The 16,978-nt window shown below is 61.2% G+C and carries 18 protein-coding genes and 1 tRNA gene; 7 read left to right on the top strand and 12 right to left on the bottom strand.

All coding sequences use genetic code 11. The features are described from left to right. Positions 1-6 precede the first annotated feature (6 nt). Positions 7-720, top strand: coding sequence for a phosphoribosylaminoimidazolesuccinocarboxamide synthase (gene purC / locus DBR46_RS08685; protein ID WP_017736329.1), 714 nt, complete (start codon positions 7-9; stop codon positions 718-720). An 84-nt stretch (positions 721-804) separates the two neighbouring features. After that, positions 805-894, top strand: a tRNA-Ser gene (locus tag DBR46_RS08680). A gap of 84 nt (positions 895-978) precedes the next feature. Here the strand turns inward: DBR46_RS08680 and DBR46_RS08675 are convergent. The 4 genes from DBR46_RS08675 to DBR46_RS08650 all read right to left on the bottom strand — a co-directional run bounded on the left by DBR46_RS08675 (position 979) and on the right by DBR46_RS08650 (position 4,614). After that, positions 979-1,266: a type II toxin-antitoxin system RelE/ParE family toxin gene (locus tag DBR46_RS08675; protein WP_124525835.1), complete on the bottom strand. Its 288-nt coding sequence runs from the start codon at positions 1,264-1,266 to the stop codon at positions 979-981. Beyond that, on the bottom strand, positions 1,256-1,495 hold the full coding sequence (locus DBR46_RS08670; protein WP_124525834.1) for a type II toxin-antitoxin system RelB/DinJ family antitoxin: 240 nt from the start codon (positions 1,493-1,495) through the stop codon (positions 1,256-1,258). The genes DBR46_RS08675 and DBR46_RS08670 overlap by 11 nt, the downstream gene beginning before the upstream one ends. Before the next feature lie 433 nt (positions 1,496-1,928). Beyond that, positions 1,929-3,155 carry an MFS transporter gene (locus DBR46_RS08660; protein WP_124525832.1) on the bottom strand — a complete coding sequence of 409 codons (1,227 nt, stop codon included), beginning with the start codon at positions 3,153-3,155 and terminating at the stop codon, positions 1,929-1,931. 589 nt (positions 3,156-3,744) lie between these two features. Then, positions 3,745-4,614, bottom strand: coding sequence for a hypothetical protein (locus tag DBR46_RS08650; RefSeq protein WP_256659257.1), 870 nt, complete (start codon positions 4,612-4,614; stop codon positions 3,745-3,747). A 129-nt stretch (positions 4,615-4,743) separates the two neighbouring features. Between DBR46_RS08650 and DBR46_RS08645 the strand changes: the two genes are divergently transcribed. Further along, entirely contained in the window at positions 4,744-5,646 is a 903-nt protein-coding gene (locus DBR46_RS08645; protein ID WP_017736319.1) for a LysR family transcriptional regulator, read from the top strand. Here the strand turns inward: DBR46_RS08645 and DBR46_RS08640 are convergent. Together DBR46_RS08640 and DBR46_RS08635 are read right to left on the bottom strand one after the other, a co-directional pair. Beyond that, the gene (locus DBR46_RS08640; RefSeq protein ID WP_124525830.1) at positions 5,638-6,396 is read right to left on the bottom strand and encodes a substrate-binding domain-containing protein; all 759 of its coding nucleotides are present in this window, start codon (positions 6,394-6,396) and stop codon (positions 5,638-5,640) included. The genes DBR46_RS08645 and DBR46_RS08640 overlap by 9 nt on opposite strands. Beyond that, positions 6,396-7,700 carry an MFS transporter gene (locus DBR46_RS08635; RefSeq protein WP_124525829.1) on the bottom strand — a complete coding sequence of 435 codons (1,305 nt, stop codon included), beginning with the start codon at positions 7,698-7,700 and terminating at the stop codon, positions 6,396-6,398. Before DBR46_RS08635 ends, DBR46_RS08640 begins: the two co-directional genes overlap by 1 nt. Before the next feature lie 198 nt (positions 7,701-7,898). Between DBR46_RS08635 and DBR46_RS30290 the strand changes: the two genes are divergently transcribed. Next, positions 7,899-8,042: a hypothetical protein gene (locus DBR46_RS30290; RefSeq protein ID WP_177414022.1), complete on the top strand. Its 144-nt coding sequence runs from the start codon at positions 7,899-7,901 to the stop codon at positions 8,040-8,042. A gap of 140 nt (positions 8,043-8,182) precedes the next feature. Here the strand turns inward: DBR46_RS30290 and DBR46_RS08630 are convergent, their stop codons facing one another. Together DBR46_RS08630 and DBR46_RS08625 are read right to left on the bottom strand one after the other, a co-directional pair. Then, positions 8,183-8,575 carry a VOC family protein gene (locus tag DBR46_RS08630; protein ID WP_124525828.1) on the bottom strand — a complete coding sequence of 131 codons (393 nt, stop codon included), beginning with the start codon at positions 8,573-8,575 and terminating at the stop codon, positions 8,183-8,185. A gap of 40 nt (positions 8,576-8,615) precedes the next feature. Further along, positions 8,616-8,795 carry a hypothetical protein gene (locus tag DBR46_RS08625; RefSeq protein ID WP_124525827.1) on the bottom strand — a complete coding sequence of 60 codons (180 nt, stop codon included), beginning with the start codon at positions 8,793-8,795 and terminating at the stop codon, positions 8,616-8,618. Between the two features lie 128 nt (positions 8,796-8,923). On the opposite strand from DBR46_RS08625, the gene DBR46_RS08620 reads away from it, so the two are divergent. Together DBR46_RS08620 and DBR46_RS08615 are read left to right on the top strand one after the other, a co-directional pair. After that, a complete protein-coding gene (locus DBR46_RS08620; protein ID WP_124525826.1) occupies positions 8,924-9,847 on the top strand; it encodes a LysR substrate-binding domain-containing protein in 924 nt (307 codons plus the stop codon). A 55-nt stretch (positions 9,848-9,902) separates the two neighbouring features. Further along, positions 9,903-10,265: a 5-carboxymethyl-2-hydroxymuconate Delta-isomerase gene (locus DBR46_RS08615; protein ID WP_124525825.1), complete on the top strand. Its 363-nt coding sequence runs from the start codon at positions 9,903-9,905 to the stop codon at positions 10,263-10,265. A gap of 117 nt (positions 10,266-10,382) precedes the next feature. On the opposite strand, the gene DBR46_RS08610 is transcribed toward DBR46_RS08615, so the two are convergent. The 4 genes from DBR46_RS08610 to DBR46_RS08595 all read right to left on the bottom strand — a co-directional run bounded on the left by DBR46_RS08610 (position 10,383) and on the right by DBR46_RS08595 (position 15,950). Further along, positions 10,383-11,318 (bottom strand): LysR family transcriptional regulator, encoded by a 936-nt coding sequence (locus DBR46_RS08610; RefSeq protein WP_032864824.1) that lies wholly within the window; start codon positions 11,316-11,318, stop codon positions 10,383-10,385. A 137-nt stretch (positions 11,319-11,455) separates the two neighbouring features. Continuing rightward, entirely contained in the window at positions 11,456-12,643 is a 1,188-nt protein-coding gene (locus DBR46_RS08605) for a cyanate transporter (RefSeq protein ID WP_124525824.1), read from the bottom strand. A 254-nt stretch (positions 12,644-12,897) separates the two neighbouring features. Then, positions 12,898-14,328, bottom strand: coding sequence for an aldehyde dehydrogenase family protein (locus tag DBR46_RS08600; RefSeq protein WP_124525823.1), 1,431 nt, complete (start codon positions 14,326-14,328; stop codon positions 12,898-12,900). Next, complete coding sequence (locus DBR46_RS08595) at positions 14,325-15,950, bottom strand: 5-guanidino-2-oxopentanoate decarboxylase (protein ID WP_124525822.1); 1,626 nt, start codon at positions 15,948-15,950, stop codon at positions 14,325-14,327. The genes DBR46_RS08600 and DBR46_RS08595 overlap by 4 nt, the downstream gene beginning before the upstream one ends. A gap of 111 nt (positions 15,951-16,061) precedes the next feature. On the opposite strand from DBR46_RS08595, the gene DBR46_RS08590 reads away from it, so the two are divergent. Further along, positions 16,062-16,934, top strand: coding sequence for a LysR substrate-binding domain-containing protein (locus DBR46_RS08590; RefSeq protein ID WP_124525821.1), 873 nt, complete (start codon positions 16,062-16,064; stop codon positions 16,932-16,934). Positions 16,935-16,978: the final 44 nt, after the last annotated feature.

Raw genomic sequence — 16,978 nt, 5'->3', positions numbered from 1 at the left:
CCCATCATGGAAAAACGTGAAGAACTCTACCGCGGCAAAGCCAAGTCGGTGTACAAGACCGACGACGCCAACCGCCTGATCCTGCTGTTTCGCAACGACACCTCGGCGTTCGACGGCAAGCGCATCGAACAGCTGGACCGCAAGGGCATGGTGAACAACAAGTTCAACGCCTTCATCATGCAGAAACTCGAAGAGGCCGGTATTCCGACCCAATTCGACAAACTGCTGGGCGACAACGAGTGCCTGGTGAAGAAGCTCGACATGATCCCGGTCGAATGCGTCGTGCGTAACTACGCCGCCGGCAGCCTGGTCAAGCGCCTGGGCGTGGAAGAGGGCCTCAAGCTCAATCCTTACACGTTCGAACTGTTCCTGAAGGACGACGCCAAGGGCGACCCGTTCATCAACGAATCCCACGTCGTGGCGTTCGGCTGGGGCACCGCTGAGCAACTGGCGCGCATGAAGGAGTTGTCCCTCAAGGTCAACGACGTGCTGAACAAGCTGTTCGACGACGCCGGCCTGCTGTTGGTGGACTTCAAGCTCGAATTCGGCGTATTCCACGACGGCTCCATCGTCCTGGGCGACGAATTCAGCCCGGACGGCTGCCGCCTGTGGGACAAGGACACCAAGAAGAAGATGGACAAAGACCGCTTCCGCCAAGGCCTCGGTGACGTCATCGAAGCTTACGAAGAAGTCGCCAATCGTCTCGGCGTACCGCTTTAATCGACGCAAGCATCTGATAGCACGGAAAAAAATCTCGTTTCGAGCTTTGCTTTCCTGAGACACACTGTTATGATGCGCGCCGTTGGAGAGATGCCAGAGTGGCCGAATGGGACGGATTCGAAATCCGTTGTACCTTCACCGGTACCTAGGGTTCGAATCCCTATCTCTCCGCCATTACATAGAAAAAGCCCCGTAGCTGAATAAGCTACGGGGCTTTTTTGTTTTGGTGATTTTTGTAATTGGCCACCCATTGCATGACTAGCTCAAACGCTCTGCCGCCTTTTGATAAGCCTGATCACGCTCGCGCTTATCAACGGCCACCACTACCACCGTGATTTCCTGATCAATGACTTGATAGACCAACCGGTAACCGCTGCTGCGCAGCTTGATCTTGTAGCAGTCCGGCAGCCCATGCAGGCGATTGGCTTCAATCCGTGGATTGTTCAGTATCTCCACTAACTTCTTCTTCAACTGCTGACGGATGGTGTTGCCGAGTTTCTGCCATTCCTTCAATGCGCGCGCATCAAAATCAAGGCTATAGGTCATCTATCGAAACCCTTACTCGTTGGGGGGATGCCAAACGTTCCCGCACGGTGGCCATCAAGGCTTCATCGTCTTCAGTCATGAGGACCGGCTTGAAAGGCAATTGACCGCGATCTGCCACGTATTGCAGGGCCTGGCGCATCAGTTCGGAAGGCGTGACGCCGAGTCTCTCAAGCTCCAGATAGGCGCGAGCTTTCAGGTCGTCGTCGATTCGAATGTTTATGGATGCCATGGAAGACTCCTCATGTAATGACGTTTGTCATTACATTGGATCAAGAGTGTCAGGGTTTCAAGTCTGATTCGACATATGGCGTCCACGTCTCCCGCGCGAACCTACTTCTTACCCTTCGGCTTTGGCGAAGGTTTTTTATCCGTCTCCCTTACCGTCTCCCTCGGTCTTTTCTTTGCTTCACCCTCTGTCACGTACTCCCCGGTGACCGCATCACGATACTTCGTTGGCATATAAGCTCCTTATCAGCCTGTCGCCACGTCGGCGACCTTTTCAAGGCTAGTTCAGGCGCTTGGGCTTACACGTTCCATTGTGTGAGGGCTCATTACGAATGATTTGCCGAAACTGCGATTGCCGAAATGATGCTCCGGCCTAAAACTGAAAAAGCCTGCTGGGCTCAATGCTCAGCAGGCTTTTTTGGACGATAACGTTCTGCTCAGGCCGGCTGAGCCACCAAGCTATTACTCACCTTGCGCCCCAACACCAGCACCGTCACAAAGCCCGCGCCCACCAACATCGTGGCCAGGCTCAGCAGCACCGCGCTGCCCATCTGGTCGACGATGCGCCCGCCAAAGAACGAGCCCAAGGCAATAATCACCTGGAACAGGGCGACGAACAGCGGCATGCCGCGTTCGACGTCCTTGGGCGCGACGACAAACATCCAGATGCTGGCGCACGCCGGGAAGGCGCCGAAGGCAAAGCCCCAGAGCGCGATCAGCATCGCGGCGCCGGTCATGCCGGTGGCGAAGTGGGGGAACAGGGCGGTGCTGGTGCCGATCATCAGGGCCACCAGCAGCAAGGTGTTGCGCACGCTGCGGTTGGCGGCGAAACCTGCAAAGATATTGCCCAATACCCCGGCCACGCCGTAGAGCAGCAGCAGCGAGCCAATCGTTGGGCCATCGAAGCCGGCGCTCTGTTTGAAGAACGGCGCAACGTAGGTGTAGGCGGCAAAGTGCGCCAGACCGATCAGCAACACCGCGATCAATCCTACCCGCGCTTGTGGGTTGATAAACAACGCGGGCAGGTCACTGACGCGAATGGCCTTTTCCGGGGTGAGCCGGGGCAGCAGGAACACCTGCGCCAGCAGCACCGGCACACCCACCAGCGCGGTGACCAGGAAGGTCATGCGCCAACCCATCAGGCCGCTCAGCCAGGTGCCGACGGGCACGCCCAGTACGGTGGCCAGGGTCACGCCCATCATGATGATCGAGGTGGCCTTCGCGACACCCACGCCCTTGGGCGCCAGGCGGCCGCTGAGGGCGATCGCCGTGGCCCAGAAACCGCCGATACTGATGCCCAGCAGCACGCGTCCGAACAGCAGCAGGTTGAAGTCGCTGGCGAAGGCCACGACCGAGTTGGCGATGATCATGATCAGCGTCAGGCTGATCAGCAGGTAGCGACGGTCCATGGTGCCAATAAACACCGACAGCAAAGGCGCGGCGAGGGCGGCCATGATGCCGGGCAGGGTCACCATCAGGCCGGCGTGGCCGGCGCTGATGCCGAGGTCGCTGGCGACGTCGTTGAGCACGCCTACCGGTAGAAATTCACTGGTGACCAGGGCGAAGGCGCCCACGGCTACCGAGAGAATGGCCAGCCACTGCTGTTTGACGCTTTGCTGATTATGTTCGGGAAGGCCACTGGAGGCCTGGCTGGCGCTTGGCATGGTGTTGGGGTTCCAAGGTGCATGTCGCCTGAAGCCAGGCGAGGGGAGGGAGTCAGGCGAGGATTATATGAACCGGTTGCGAATATCGAGCAGGCGCTCGTTTCGATAGTAATCATCAGTGCTATCGATGCGAAGCGTCTGGCATAGGGCTTGCCCCGTGCAACCGTTAGTTTTCTTGTACGCCAGTGGCGATTAAAGAAACTTCCCACATAAGGCATTCCCCTCGTAGCTATGCATGATCGGTCCCAGGAACATGAAAGGACCGCATGCATAAAGGTATGACGGAGGAGGACGTGACTGGCAGACGGGAAGTTTCAGCGGCAGTGGCAACCCAACCCAAAGCGTCATCCCACACCATTCGCGTTCAGCTTCTTTCGCGGTTGAATCCCGCTGATCTGAAACAGTCTCGTGTTTTTCATCTGGCAGTGAAAGTTGCGCACCGACACAGCCGGCCAGGCAGGCGATCATTACGCAGGCGATTAGAATTTTTTCCATTTCAAACCGACTTGGGGGAATGTTTTAGCGTTCTCAATATTGTCGTTCGCCAGCGTCGCAATGTCAGCCGCCGTGATCTGCGTCGGGATAGACGCTACTCCGGCGTCAGCTCCAACACCCGACTTCTCCCACCCTCAGCCACCAAATAAGTCCCGCGCCCGCTCGGCACAATCGACTGGGGGGCTTTGAGGAACGACAAAATGGTCTGCTGGCGCCCCTGCTTATCGATCAGCAACAACCGCGCCCGATGCGTGGCATCCTCATTGATCCACAGCCCGCGCTCGTCGCACATCAGGAAGGTCGGCTGGTTCAAATTGCTCAGCACCACCGGGTCGCTGCCGTCGGCGGTCAGCTCGCGCACCACGCCCTTTTGCTTCTCGTTGTAGAGCAGGCGCCCGTCCGTGCAGCGCACGATGGCTTCACCTTCCTGCACCTGGTCGCGCAACACGGTCAGCGACTGGTCGCTCCAGCGGTAACGCAGCAGGCGACCGGCCGGCTTGCGATCCTCGATGGCGTAGAGGTCGTCGCCCTCAACCCACAAGCCTTGCACGCTGTCACCCTTGAACAGTTCGGTAACCACGCCGTCCTTGTAGAAGCTGACGGGTAAGCCGTCTGACTCCTGGCTGAACACCCAACCGCCACGGGTTGGCACTATGCCGTCGGGTTTTGACAGGTTGGCCACCACCACCTCACGCGAGCCGTCGGAGTGGATGCGCACGATGCTGCCCTTGCCCTTGTCGAGTTCCTGGCTGACCACCAGCGAACCGTCCGACAACGGCATCAGCGATGCCGCTTTCGCCACGTCGCGGTGTACCACTTGCACGCTCCAACCGGTCGCGGCACTTACGGGGTAGAAGCTTTGCCAGGCGAAGAAACCGAGGGCGGCGATCACCGGAGCGCCTACGAGGCAGGCTCCGAGGCGCCAGAAACGCAATGGGTTTTTGTTATTGGATGGGGTGGTCATTGATCGCTCAGTCGATTGGATTCGGCATGCAGACTACGCAGGTGAGGGTGTTTTTTAAATGCGTGTAGGCCTGTTGCCGTTACATTCGTACGATAATGTTCGGCAAATCGACCTCACTGGCCCATCCTCGTGATCATCAACTTCGATCTCAACGACCTCCAAGCCTTCCGCGCTGTGGTAGACAAAGGCAGTTTTCGCGGCGCCGCCGAGGCCATCCGTATTTCGCAGCCAGCCCTCAGCCGGCGCATCGAAAAGCTGGAGTCCGCCCTCGACGTCAAGCTGTTCGAGCGCACCACGCGGCGAGTCAGCCTGACCATGGTCGGTCGCGCGTTCCTGCCGCAGGTGGAGCGCATGCTCGACGACCTCGACATCGCGCTGATGGGCATCAGCAACGTGGCCTCCACGCGCATGGGTAATGTCACCATCGCCTGTGTGCCGTCTACCGCGTACTACTTCATGCCCCACGTGATTTCCGAATTCCACAAGCTGTATCCGAAGATTCGCCTGCGGGTGCTGGATGCCAGTGCCGGTGAGGTGTGCAATGCGGTGGAAAGTGGCGAGGCGGATTTCGGCGTGAGTTTCAGCGGCAGCCTGGCCGACGAAGTGGAGTTCGAGTTGCTGTTGCAGGAGCGCTACGTGCTGGCCTGTCGCCGCGATCATCCGCTGGCGGGGCGCGAGAGTGTGCCTTGGGCCGAAGCCTACGAGCACGACTACATCACCGTGGACAAGACCTCCGGCAACCGTTTCCTGCTGGACCAGGCGCTGCGTGGCGTGCGGGTGAAAAAACCGAGCATCTGCGAGACGCACCACGTGACCACCATGATCGGGCTGGTGGAGGCGGGGCTGGGGGTGGCGATGGTGCCATCGATTGCGATGCCGGCGAACGAACACCCGATTCTGGTCAGTGTGCCGCTGGTGGAGCCGCAGGTGATGCGCAACGTGGGCTTGATCAAGCGCCGCGGGCGGACATTGCCACCGGCGGCGCTGGAGTTGGAGCGGTTGGTGCGGGAGATGCCGTTTCGGTCAGCGTGACACCGAGTCCAGGCCGGTGGCTTGCACCACCGGTTGCGCCGCGGGCGAGGCGAGGAATTGCAGCAGCGCCTTGGCTTCGGCCGGGTGTTCGGCGTTGACCGGAATACCCGCCGCAAAACGCGTCACGGACTGCACGTCTTCCGGGATTTTGCCGACGTAAGTCACCCCCGGCACCGGTAACAATTCCGCGACCTGCTGCAGACCGACTTCGTAGTCCCCCTTGGCCACCACGGAGGCCACCGGGATGCGTTCGATCATGTTGCCCTTGGCCGGCATGCCGAGTTTGTGGAACAACTCCTTCTCCACATATACGCCGCTGGCACTGTCCGAATACGCCACGGACTTGGCCTGGCTCAGCACGGCCTTAAGCTCGGCATCGGTGCTGATTGCCGGTTTGGCCGCGCCGGCCTTCACCACCAGGCCGATGCGCGAGTCCGCCAGTTCCACGCGGGAGGCCTTGTCGACCTTGCCTTGCTTGATCAACTCATCGAGGGCATAGCCGACCATGATCACCACGTCCGCATGTTCGCCACGGGCCAGGCGGTTGGGAATCGCTTCCGGCGCCTTGCCCATCGACGGGCCGAGGATGGTGTTCAGGGTGTCGCCACTCTGCTGGGCGTATTGCGGGCCCAGCAGTTTATAGGCAGCGGTGAAGCCGCCAGAGGTCATCACCTTGAGCTCTTCGGCCTGGGCCGTCAGCGCCAACGCGCCGAGAGCCAGGGCCGTCAGGGTGTTCAGCAGCGGCTTCATTACGCAGCCTCCTGCATCACCTGCCCGCGCGTGTTGGCGCGGCGATACAGCGCCAGGGTCGAACACAGGGCGCATGCCGCCGCGAACATCATCCAGTACGCCGGCGAGGCCTTGTCTTCGGTGATGTGGATGAACCAGGTGGAGATCGCCGGGGTGAACCCGCCGAAGATCGCAGTCGCCAGGCTATAGGCCAGGGAGAAGCCCGCCACGCGCACTTCCACCGGCATGATCTCGGTAAGCGCCGGGATCATCGCGCCGTTGTACATGCCGTAGAGGAAGGAGAACCACAGCAGGGTTTCCAGCATATGGGCGAAGCTGGGCGCGTTGACCACGTAGGACAGTGCTGGATAAGCCGTCAGAACGGTCAGCGTCGTCATGGCGATCAGCACCGGCTTGCGGCCGAAGCGGTCGCTCAGGGTGCCGCCGATGGGCAGCCAGACAAAGTTCGACACGGCCACCAGCAACGTCACCAGCAGCGCGTCGGAGGTACTCAGTTGCAGCACGGTCTTGCCGAAGGTCGGCGCGTATACGGTGATCAAGTAGAACGCGGTGGTGGTCATCGCCACCATGAGCATGCCGCCGATGACCACGGTCCAGTTCTTCACCAGGGTGGCCAGCACTTCGCGCATGGTCGGGCGATGCTTGCGGTTGGCGAACTCTTCGGTTTCCTGCAGGTTGCGTCGCAGTACAAAGATAAACGGAATGATCACACAACCGACGGCAAACGGAATGCGCCAGCCCCAATCGGCGACCACGGCAGGTTCCATCCACACGTTCAGGCCATAACCCAGCGCGGCGGCGACCACGATGGAGATCTGTTGGCTGCCCGATTGCCAGCTGGTGTAGAAGCCTTTGCGGCCCGGGGTGGCCATTTCTGCCAGGTACACCGACACACCGCCCAGTTCCGCACCGGCCGAGAAGCCTTGCAGCAAGCGCCCCAGCAGCACCAGCAACGGTGCCCACAAGCCAATGGTGTGATAACCCGGCACCAGCACGATCAGCAGCGTACCGCTGGCCATGATCGACAGGGTCACGATCAAGCCTTTGCGGCGGCCGACGTCATCGATGTAGGCACCCAAAATGATCGCGCCCAGTGGACGCATCAGGAAGCCCGCGCCGAACACGGCGAAGGTCATCATTAATGACGCAAACTCATTAGCGGCGGGGAAGAACGCGGCAGCGATGTAGGTGGCGTAGAAACCGAACAGGAAGAAGTCGAACTGTTCGAGGAAGTTGCCCGAAGTAACGCGAAAAACCGCGCCAACTTTCGAGCGGGCAGCGTCGGGCCTGGTAGGGCTAGTCATGGTTTTGTGTCTCCAGCGTTCTTTTTAAAGTGCTTGTTTCGCCTAAGACCTAGAATAGTGGCTGACACATTTAGAAATGATAAGTGACAAATTTGGATGGATTGATGCGCGTTGGCTATCAATTGGCGACCCCGTCGAAAATGCCGACACTGTTCTATGCTTGAAGGTGCGACCCATTCTTAAGGACAGGAGGTGGACATGACTGACGAACAGAAACCACGGGAAGCGCCAAAGGGTGAGCAACCCCGGCGACGTGAGGAAGAAAAGCCACAGACCTGGAAGCATCCAGATGACGGTACAGAGCTTTCCGAGCGGGATCAGGAGCGGCCGCTCAAGCCCTGATCCGTCAGACGGTGAAGATCAACTGTGGGAGCGGGCTTGTGTGGGAGCGGGCTTGCTCGCGAATGCGGTGGGTCAGTCAGCAAATTTGCATCTGCCCCACCGCATTCGCGAGCAAGCCCGCTCCCACATTGGTTCAATACTCAGCCCGAAATCGGCGTGCACAACTCGACGAGCGTCCCATCCGGGCAGCGCACATAAGACACCACTTGCCCCCAAGGCTTGGCGCTCGGCGCCGACAATTCAGTCGCACCCTGCGCAAGGGCGTTGGCATGGGCGACGAGCACATCTTCAGTCACAAACCCAACTTCCATGCCCAAGGGTTGTTTGGACGCATGCGCCTGCACATGCCCACCCTGGAAATTCATCTCGCCCAATTCATGCGCAGCAAACGAAAGGGTGGTCTCACCGGTTTCCAGCTCACCGTACGTCCCCGATTCATGCAGGAAACGGCGACTGAAACCGAAGGCCTTTTCGAAGAACTCCAGGGAGGCGGCCACGTCGGGCACGTAGATGATGGTGTAGGCAAATTTCATGATTCAGCGGTCCTTGCTCAAAGAATGACTGTACGTTGGATTACGAGACCAGCAGCGCAATGGGAAACCCCGAGGCCAGCACCAGGAAAGCCACCGCCGCCGCCAGGCACAAACCGACAAACACCCGCAGCAACGTCCTCACCGTGGGGTGTGCGACAAACCGGACAATCCATAGGCAGAACCCGGCCACGACAATGGCCAAGGCGAGAATAACCAGCACGATGGTGTTCCTGCGACCCTGGAAAGCTGATTTATAGTCCCAAAGCCTGCCGATGAACAGTGTGCACATAGACGCAGCCCCACGGGCTTTCTAAACTGCGGCTTGTCTTGGGGAAGGGGCAGGCGCCGATGAATCGCAATGAATTACGCAAGGCCGACATCAACCTGATGGTGGTCTTCGAAGCACTGATGCTGGAGCGCAACGTCACGCGGGTTGCCGAAAAGCTGTTTCTCGGCCAGCCCACCATCAGTTCGGCCCTCAACCGCCTGCGTACATTATTCAACGACCCGCTGTTCATTCGCGTCGGCCACCGCATGGAACCCACGGCGCGCGCCGAGGAAATCATCCAGCACCTGTCGCCAGCCCTGGATTCGCTGTCGTCGGCCTTGAGCCTGACCCACGACTTCGACCCGTCCATCAGCACCATGACCTTTCGCATCGGCCTATCCGATGATGTTGAGTTTGGCCTGTTGCCACCGTTGCTGCGCAGCTTGCGCCGGGAAGCGCCGAACGTGGTGTTCGTGGTGCAGCACGTGGACTACTGGCGCATTCCCGACCTGCTCGCGTCCGGCGACATCACCGTGGGCATCACCCAGACCCGTGGCCTGCCGGCGAATGCCAAACGCAAGCTGTTGCGGCATATCCTCCCGCGCATCCTGCGTGCCGACGCGTCCGACACACCGCTGACCCTCGATGAATATTGCTCACGCCCCCATGTGCTGGTGTCCCACACCGCCAACGTGTCGGGGTTTGCCGATGAGTGGCTGGCAGAAATCGGCCGCAAGCGCCAGGTGGTGTTGTCGGTGCCGCAATACAGCGCATTGCCGGCACTGCTGGCCGGTACCGATCTGATCGCCAGCCTGCCGGACTACACCGCCGAGGCCATGGCCGTGTCGGGCCACCTGTTTTGTGAGCCGTTTCCTTTCGAGACGCCGACCCTGGATTTGTCCATGGTCTGGCTCAGCCACGTGGACACCGACCCGGCCGAGCGCTGGGTGCGCTCACGGCTGGAAGCGTTTATGAGTGACCGGGGGCAGGCAACTCAAGCCTGAGGGTTTTATCCGTGATATATCTAGGAATCTTCCTACGTTTGTCTCGGAGCCACCCATGCCACACCTGCACCTGGAATACACCGCCAACCTGATGCAACTGGACACCGACAAGGCCCTGTTGCGCCTGAACCATGCGTTGGTGGCCTCCGGTCAGTTCGGCGCCGAGTTCGATATCAAAAGCCGTGCAATCAAGATCGACAGCTTTCGCGTCGGCACCGGCCTGAACGAGCGTGGGTTTGTCGCGGTGCGCCTGGCGTTGCTCAGCGGGCGCTCGCCACAGATCAAGAAGCAACTGTCGGAGAGCCTGCTGGCCGTGCTGCAAGATCTGGGCGACTGGCCGGAAGGCGTGCAAGTGCAACTGAGCGTCGAAGTGCGGGATATGGATCGCGACACTTACAGCAAAGTCGCCATCGGCTGACCCACACCCCATTCATTGTGGCGAGGGAGCTTGCTCCCGCTGGGCTGCGTAGCGGCCCCCAGGATTTTGGGAGCGCTTCGCACTCCAGCGGGAGCAAGCTCCCTCGCCACAGGGGTGTTACAGCAAGCCTTGGTCCGCGCAGACTTTTACCACCTGCTCACGAAACCAGGTATTGGCACTGTCCTGTTCACTGGTTTCATTCCACTGCATATCCAGGGTGAATCCCGGCAAGCCGTTGGGCGCTTCGCAATGGCCAAACACACTGGCCGGTGCCAGCAGTTTTTGCACGCGGCGCGGCAGGGTCACGATGAAGTCGGTGCCGGTGATCATCTTCAGTGCCGCGCCGTAGCTGTTGGCGCGGGCGATCACCTGGCGCTTGTGGGCTTGGCGCCCCAGCCAGCCGTCGATCATGTTGGTGTCGGAGGTCCACGGCGTGGGGAACACATGGCGCCGTTCGACGAAGGATTGCAGGCTGAAAGCGGGCTCCCTCGGCGCTGAGCGCTTGTCGAACACACACACCAGGTCGTCTTCCAGCAGCATCTGCGTCTTGAAGTCTTTGTGGGCGCGGTGAAAGTTCGGGCCGAAGCAGATCACCAGGTCCAGGCGACCTTCGCGCAGGTCGTCGGCGGGGATGTCCGTCTCCAGCTTCTGCACATTGACGATCACCGGCAGGTCGGCGCGGTCGAAGGTCTTCAGCAGGCGCGGCAGGATCAACTGTTCGAAGTATTCCGGCGCGCACACATTGAAGGTCACCGCCTTTTGCGTCGGGTCGAACGCCTGGCCACCGGCGTGGCACAGGTTGATGCTTTCAAGAATCTTCTGCACATGGCCATACATGCTGGTGGCCTTGTACGTCGGACGCATGCCCGCCCGCGTGTTGATAAACAGCTCATCTTCAAAACTGGTGCGCAGTTTCTTCAGGCTGTAGCTCACGGTGGACTGGCTGACGAACAACGTTTCGGACACGTCGGTAACGCTGCTCTGGTCGTAGACGGCGATAAACACCATCAGGTCCTGCATATCGAGCTTTCTGAGCAAGTTACTGTTTAACATCGGTTTCGTCCGTAAACCCGTTGTACCGAACTCAGTACAAGACAGCGCAAAAGCTTAACGGAACGGCCGTGCCATTAGAAAGCTCTGTAGGGCGATTCTATGTTTGGCGTGGGACAAATACTGTTAGCAACACGACGTCAGCGGATATGCCGCGCGTAATGCTGGGGATTGAAGCGCGTGACGATCAGCAGCATCACCACGACCACCGCCGTCAGCGACCACCAGGCCCATTCGAAGCTGCCCAACTGGTCACGGATTATCCCTGCAATCAGCGGTGACAAGCCTGCGATCAGGTAGCCGATACCTTGCACAAAGGCCGTCAGGCCACCGGCGCGGCGCGGGTTGTCCAGGTGGTCGAGGGACAGGATCAGGCTCATCGGGAACAAGCCGCCAATGCCCAGGCCCAGCAGGCAAGGCCACAACAGGCTGAGGTGTTGTGGGCTGAGGATCAGGCCGCAGAAGCCGAGGATAATCAGCACCAGCAACACCGCGACCACGCCGCGTTTATCCTGGCGCCGGTTGGCGATGGCCGGGGTGACCAAGCCTGAGACCACTTCCATCGCGGTCAAAAAGCCCAGCAACAAACCGGCGTTCTGTTCACTCCAGCCTTGCTCCACGTAGTACGGCGCCAGCCAGGCGAGTACGCAGGTGTAGGACGCCGTACCGAGACCAAAAAAGATCGCCAGCAGCCAGGCGCGACGGTTGCCGAAAAACGACGCCTGTTGAGTGGAGCCAGCCTGCGCCAACGGCGGCAATGCCGCGCGCTGGGCGTACCAGAACACCAGCGCCAACCCGGCGAGCACGGCCCACACCGCCAGGCCGATACGCCAACTGCCGGTCTGCACCTGCACGAACGGCGCGAACGACGCCGCCAACGCCGCGCCGCCCATAATGGCGGTGACGTACAACCCCATGAACAGTGAAACGTTGTCGCTGAACCGCGACTTGATCAGCGCCGGCATCAACGCCTGGATCAAGGCAATTCCGACCCCGGCGGCAATCGCGCTGACGATCAACTCCAGCGCCGAATCCAGAAACAATCGCGACAGCGTCGCCAAGCCAATCACCACCAGCGACAGCACAATGCTGCGGTGCTCACCAAGGCGCTTGGCCACACCCATGCCGAAAAACATCGCCAGCCCCATGGCCATCACCGGCAACATGGTCAGTAACGCGGCGCTGCTGAAACTCAGCGGCACCTCGCCGCGAATCGACGACAGTAACGGGCCCACGGCCGCCATCGACGGACGCAGGTTAAGGGCGACCAGCACCACGCTGATCATCAGCCAAACGGCGGTGGTGGGTTTTGCCTGAACGTTTTCCATGGGCCTGCCTTGAATGAGCGAGGGCGAATCAGGCCACGGGCAGGGCAGGGGGGCAAATGAGAAAGTCGCAGGCGCTATCTAAAAATTGCGGGTGACCGACACACCACCTCTCTAAATGTGGAGACTGGTTTATGTGGGAGCGGGCTTGCTCGCGAAAGCGGTGCATCAGTCAACACCTTTAGTGACTGACACACTGCATTCGCGAGCAAGCCCGCTCCCACAGTTGTCCTCATTTCACAGGGAAATTTTCAGCGTCAGTTAGCGCGAATCACATGCTTGACCTCCTGAAACGCCGCCAACCCCCACGGCCCCAGCTCGCGGCCGATGCTGCTCTGCTTGTAGCCGCCCCACGCCGTCTGCGGGAAGATCACCTGCGGCGCGTTGATCCACACCAGCCCGGCCTGCAAGGCATTGGCCACGCGCTCGGCGGTTTGGGCATTGGCGCTGACCACGCTGGCCACCAGGCCGAAATCGCTGTCGTTGGCCAAGGCAATAGCCTCGTCTTCAGTGGCAAAACGTCTTACACACAACACCGGGCCGAAGATCTCTTCGTTCCATAGCGCACTGTCGAGCGGCACCTCGGTAAACACCGTCGGCCGAATGAAAAAGCCTTTCTCCAACCCCGCAGGACGCTCACCGCCACACAGCAACCGCGCGCCATCCTCGATGCCACGCTGGATATGCCCGAGCACCCGCTGGTACTGCGCGCGGTTGATCAGCGCGCCCATTTCCACGTCGTCGCTAAACGGATCAGCCACGCGGATGCCTTCAGCGCGCAGCTGCAAGCGTCGCAGGAATTCGTCGGCCAAATTGTCAGCTACCAGCACGCGACTGGTCGCCGAACAGATCTGCCCGGCGTTGAAAAAGCCACCGCCACACGCCAGCTCCACGGCCAGGTCGAGGTCGGCATCCGCCAGTACCAGCAGCGACGATTTACCGCCCAATTCCAGGCTCACGCCCTTGATGGTTTCGGCCGCGCGTTGCATCACCTGCACGCCCACCGCGTTGCTGCCGGTGAAGGAAATCTTCGCCACCCGAGGGTCCGCCGCCAGCGGTGCACCCACCGCCAAACCGGTGCCGCACACCAGGTTGAACACGCCCGCCGGCAAGCCCGCATCAGCGATGATCTGCGCCAATCGAAGCTCGGCCAGCGGCGTGACTTCCGAGGGTTTGAGCACCACGCAGCAACCCGCGGCAAGGGCCGGAGCGAGTTTCCAGGCGGTGGTCACCATCGGGAAATTCCACGGCACGATCAGCCCGACCACGCCGCAGGGTTCACGGCGCAGACGCGCGCTGAAGTCAGTGCTGGGCAGTTCGACCGGGCGGTCTTGTCCGGCGTCCAGGCCTTCGGCGATTGCGGCGTAGTACTCGAACGTGGCGATCACGTCATCCACATCGATGCCCGCCTCGAACAGCGGCTTGCCGTTGTTGCTCGACTGCAGGTGCATCAGCTGTTCACGCTGCGCGCCCACGCCCTCGGCGATCTTGCGCAACAGCGCGCCGCGATCACGGCCGGTGCTTTTTGACCAGTCGGCAAAGGCTGCGCTGGCGGCATCCACCGCCAGTGTCACTGCCGTAGCATCGCCCACGCTGACGTGCGCCAGCAGCGCTTCGGTGGCCGGGTTGATGACCTCCAACACCTGGCTGCCTTCACGCCACTCACCGTTGATGTATACACCGTTCATTGCGCAACCTCCTGCATCCAAAGTGTCTGGTCGATTTCAATCAGCGTCGGCCCCTGGCGATCCGTCGCAGCGCGCAAGGCGCTGCGCAACTGTTCAATGCCTTGGATGCGTTCGGCGGCGCAACCGAGTGCCTTGGCCACGCCGATAAAGTCCGGGGTGTAGATGTCCACGCCGACCGGTTCGATCGCGCGGTTGACCATGTATTTCTTGATCTCTTCGTAGCCCTGGTTATTCCACAGCAGCACGATGATGGGCGTGCGTGCCTCCACGGCACTGGCCAGTTCCGGCAGGGTGAATTGCAGGCCGCCGTCGCCGATCAGGCACACCACCGGTTGCCCGTCGCCACGCCCCAGCCAGGCGCCGATGGCGGCGGGCAACGCGTAGCCCAGGGTGCCGTAGCCGGTGGACGAGTTGAACCAGCGGCGCGGGTGGTCGAGGTTCAGCGTGAGGTTGGCGCTGTATACCGGTTGGGTGGAGTCGCCGACGATGACGGCGCCGGGCAGTGCTTGCAGGACGGTGTCGAGGAACAGGGTCTGCGCGCGGGTGGCGGCGTCCCAGGTGGGCGCCAGTTCGGCCCACAGTTGGGCGACGCGTTGCACGCCCCAGCTGGCATCGCGTGGTGCCAGTGGCTGACTGTTCAATGCCTGTAGCAGTGCTTCGGCGGCGATCTGGGCGTCGGCCACCAGCGCCACCTGCGGCGGGTAGTTGCGCACGGTCTGGTCGGCGTCGATATCAATGCGTAGCAAGGCGCCGGGGATCTTGAAGCCGCCGGCGAAGGTGACGTCATAGTCGGTCTCGGCCAGCTCGGTGCCGATGGCCAGCACCACGTCCGCTTCGGCCACCAGGGAGCGGGTGGCGACCAGGGTTTGGGTCGAGCCGATCAGCAGCGGATGCGTTGAAGGCAGCAGGCCTTTGGCGTTGATGGTCAGCGCGACCGGCGCGCCCAGCGCTTCTGCAAGCTGGGCCAACTCGGGCGCCGCATCGATGGCGCCGCCACCGGCCAGGATCAATGGCCGCTTGGCTGCCGCCAGCAACTGGCTCATCTGCTTCACCGCCGCCGGCGCGGCCCCTGCGCGCGCCACGCTGACCGGCTCGCTGCCCAGCAGGGCGTCGGCGTTTTCCACCAGCACATCCAGCGGAATCTCGATATGCACCGGCCGTGGCCGCCCGGCCTGGAACAATGCGAATGCCCGCGCCAACACGTCGGGCAGCTCCGCTGCTGACATCAAGGTATGGGAGAACGCGGCGACACCGGCCATCATCGCGCCCTGGTTCGGCAGCTCATGCAACTTGCCACGCCCGCCGCCCAATTGGCTGCGCGATTGCACGCTGGAAATCACCAGCATCGGGATCGAGTCGGCATAGGCCTGGCCCATGGCCGTGGTGATATTGGTCATACCTGGGCCGGTGATGATGAAACACACACCGGGCTTGCCGCTGGTGCGCGCGTAGCCGTCGGCCATAAAACCGGCGCCCTGTTCGTGGCGCGGGGTGACGTGACGGATGCCCGAGCGGGCCAGGCCGCGATACAACTCCACGGTGTGCACGCCGGGGATGCCAAACACCTGGTCCACGCCGTAGCCTTCGAGGAGGTTGACCAATACTTCGCCGCAGGTCGCCATTGAGGTCGCTCTTGTTATGGATTCGAGGCGGTATTGGAGCGGCTGGCCGGTAGCGGCAACAATCGATAAAAAGTCATACTAGCCATGTCCTCACGTCATGGCTGAACCGCGATGAAACGCCTGCCACCGCTGCCCGCGCTGCACACATTCTGGGTCACCGCCCAGTGCTGCAACTTCACCCGCGCCGCCGAGCAACTGCATATCACCCAAGGCGCGGTGAGCCGGCAGATCGCCGGGCTGGAAAGCCATTTGGGTTACGCGCTGTTCCAACGCCAGGCGCGCGGCTTGAGCCTCACCGACGAAGGCCGCGAATGGTCGCTGCGCGCGCAGCAGGTATTCGGCCTGATCGGTGACGCCGTGGAGCAGATCGGCCGCCGTCGCCAGACCCTGCAACTCAAGGCGTCCACCTGCGTGATGCGCTGGCTGCTGCCGCGCCTGATGCAATGGCAAAAAGAACGCCCGGACGTGCCGGTGGAACTCACCACCACCGTGGCTTACAGCGTGGACTTTCGCCGCGAACAATTCGATGCGGCGCTGATCTACGCGCCCATCGCCGAGCAACCACCCGACGCGCGGCATTTATTCGATGAGCAACTCACACCGGTCTGCGCGCCCACGCTGCTGGGCGACTTGCAGCGCCCGCTGGCTTTGCAGCAACAGGTGCTGTTGCACCCTACGCGAGACGAGCGGGATTGGGCGCTGTGGCTGAAAGCCGCGAACACGCAGCTGAGCAACCTGGCCCAGGGGCATCATTTTGAAACCCTGGATTTGGCAATGACGGTGGCGTCCCAAGGCTCTGGCGTGGCGATAGGCGACAGTGCGCTGATTGGCGAGGATGTGAAGGCGGGGCGGTTGGTGATGCCGTTTGAGTTGAGGGTGCCGACGGGGATGGGGTATTTCCTGGTGTATCCGCCGGGGATCGAACCTTCGGTGGGGCTTGAGGCTTTAATGGATTGGTTGGTCAGTGAGGCACAATCGTCCTGACACCGCAGATCCCAATGTGGGAGTGGGCTTATGTGGGAGCGGGC

The organism is Pseudomonas sp. KBW05, from assembly GCF_003852405.1.
Lineage (GTDB): Bacteria > Pseudomonadota > Gammaproteobacteria > Pseudomonadales > Pseudomonadaceae > Aquipseudomonas.
This window is presented reverse-complemented; position numbering and strand designations above follow the sequence as displayed.

Bases quoted from the DNA above. Each gene is read 5' to 3' on its own strand.
- DBR46_RS08620 (WP_124525826.1), top strand. From the start codon at position 8,924: ATGAATCGCAATGAATTACGCAAGGCCGACATCAACCTGATGGTGGTC.
- DBR46_RS08635 (WP_124525829.1), bottom strand. From the start codon at position 7,700: ATGACTAGCCCTACCAGGCCCGACGCTGCCCGCTCGAAAGTTGGCGCG.
- DBR46_RS08595 (WP_124525822.1), bottom strand. From the start codon at position 15,950: ATGGCGACCTGCGGCGAAGTATTGGTCAACCTCCTCGAAGGCTACGGC.
- DBR46_RS08610 (WP_032864824.1), bottom strand. From the start codon at position 11,318: ATGTTAAACAGTAACTTGCTCAGAAAGCTCGATATGCAGGACCTGATG.
- DBR46_RS08675 (WP_124525835.1), bottom strand. From the start codon at position 1,266: ATGACCTATAGCCTTGATTTTGATGCGCGCGCATTGAAGGAATGGCAG.
- DBR46_RS08640 (WP_124525830.1), bottom strand. From the start codon at position 6,396: ATGAAGCCGCTGCTGAACACCCTGACGGCCCTGGCTCTCGGCGCGTTG.
- DBR46_RS08660 (WP_124525832.1), bottom strand. From the start codon at position 3,155: ATGCCAAGCGCCAGCCAGGCCTCCAGTGGCCTTCCCGAACATAATCAG.
- DBR46_RS08600 (WP_124525823.1), bottom strand. From the start codon at position 14,328: ATGAACGGTGTATACATCAACGGTGAGTGGCGTGAAGGCAGCCAGGTG.
- DBR46_RS30290 (WP_177414022.1), top strand. From the start codon at position 7,899: ATGACTGACGAACAGAAACCACGGGAAGCGCCAAAGGGTGAGCAACCC.
- DBR46_RS08605 (WP_124525824.1), bottom strand. From the start codon at position 12,643: ATGGAAAACGTTCAGGCAAAACCCACCACCGCCGTTTGGCTGATGATC.
- DBR46_RS08590 (WP_124525821.1), top strand. From the start codon at position 16,062: ATGAAACGCCTGCCACCGCTGCCCGCGCTGCACACATTCTGGGTCACC.
- DBR46_RS08650 (WP_256659257.1), bottom strand. From the start codon at position 4,614: ATGACCACCCCATCCAATAACAAAAACCCATTGCGTTTCTGGCGCCTC.
- DBR46_RS08630 (WP_124525828.1), bottom strand. From the start codon at position 8,575: ATGAAATTTGCCTACACCATCATCTACGTGCCCGACGTGGCCGCCTCC.
- DBR46_RS08615 (WP_124525825.1), top strand. From the start codon at position 9,903: ATGCCACACCTGCACCTGGAATACACCGCCAACCTGATGCAACTGGAC.
- purC (WP_017736329.1), top strand. From the start codon at position 7: ATGGAAAAACGTGAAGAACTCTACCGCGGCAAAGCCAAGTCGGTGTAC.
- DBR46_RS08670 (WP_124525834.1), bottom strand. From the start codon at position 1,495: ATGGCATCCATAAACATTCGAATCGACGACGACCTGAAAGCTCGCGCC.